Source organism: Brenneria izbisi (assembly GCF_025840185.1).
Taxonomy (GTDB): domain Bacteria; phylum Pseudomonadota; class Gammaproteobacteria; order Enterobacterales; family Enterobacteriaceae; genus Brenneria; species Brenneria izbisi.
The window spans coordinates 1-1,085 of sequence record NZ_JAMPJU010000040.1 but is presented as its reverse complement, the minus strand read 5'-3'; the positions used below and the strand labels follow the sequence as shown (position 1 = coordinate 1,085).

The following is a 1,085-nucleotide window of genomic DNA, read 5'->3' as shown; positions in this document are numbered from 1 at the left end:
TTCATAAACTGATTTACCTGTTCCAGTAACTGCCACATATATCGGCATTGATGATTTCGCGTTATGGTTTCGTGTAACGACAACCACAGCCGTTCTATCGGATTCAGCCACGGCGAGTACGTCGGCAGGAACAGTAACCGGAACTTCTTGTTCTCTGCCAGCCAACGCGCCACTTTGCGGCTTTTATGGATGATGTAGTTATCCACGACCAGCGTCATGGTTTTCGCTCGCCGGTAAGTTCGGCGTAATGTTTCTAATAGCTTGATAAATAAGTCAGAACTTTTACTGCCGCCGCTGACGTAGTGGACTCGTCCCGTACCCGAATGGAGCGCGCCAGCCAGATAATGTTTTTGATTCTGCCCCGGTGTAACAATGCGTTTTTGTTGCCCTTTTGGCATCCAGTCCGCACCGATTTTCGGGTTCAGGTCGATATCGACTTCATCCTGATAGAATACGGGATGGTCCGTCCGCGCCTGAGCCAGTGCCTGCTCGATGACAAGCCGCTTTTCCTCATAATGCGGGTCTTTGATTTTCAGCGTCGGCGTGGCCCTGCGCCAGACAATGCCTGCCTGTTTCAGGTATCGATGTAATGTGGCGGGATGAAGAGCAACGCCAAAAAACTGGTTGACGATGCGGGCCAGCAACTCTGTACTCCAGCGTGAGCGCAGCCAGCCGAAATCTTTCGGAGAGCGTTGTATCAGCAGCGGCAGAGCCTGAAGGATATCGGCAACCGGCCACCGTGGAGCGCGTCCGGGCCTGAGGCTTTTTAGTCCTTCAACACCATGTAAAGTAAACCAATTTATCCATCTTCCAACGGATGAGCGAGCGGCGCAGAGCATTTTGGCGACTTCGGTAACGGTCATTCCCTGATGAAGCATCAGCATGGCAATGAGCCGTCTGGCATGGTTTTTATCACGGGTTTGTTGGGCTTCTCTTCTCATCAGGCGTCGTTCTTCATCGGGGATAAATGCTATGATCGGCATAACTCAGTCCGGTTGGTGATTTGTGATGTTTGGCGATTGATCAGATCGCACAATTCGGACTGAGTTCCCTTCAGGTGATCTACTATTTTGCGAAGTTATTTA

1 protein-coding gene is annotated in these 1,085 nt (G+C 50.9%); it reads right to left on the bottom strand.

Going from position 1 to position 1,085, the window contains the following annotated elements; genetic code table 11:
- A partial coding sequence (locus NC856_RS17635) for an IS630 family transposase (RefSeq protein WP_264091700.1) occupies positions 1-983 on the bottom strand: 983 nt, incomplete at its 3' end.
- Positions 984-1,085 lie beyond the last annotated feature (102 nt).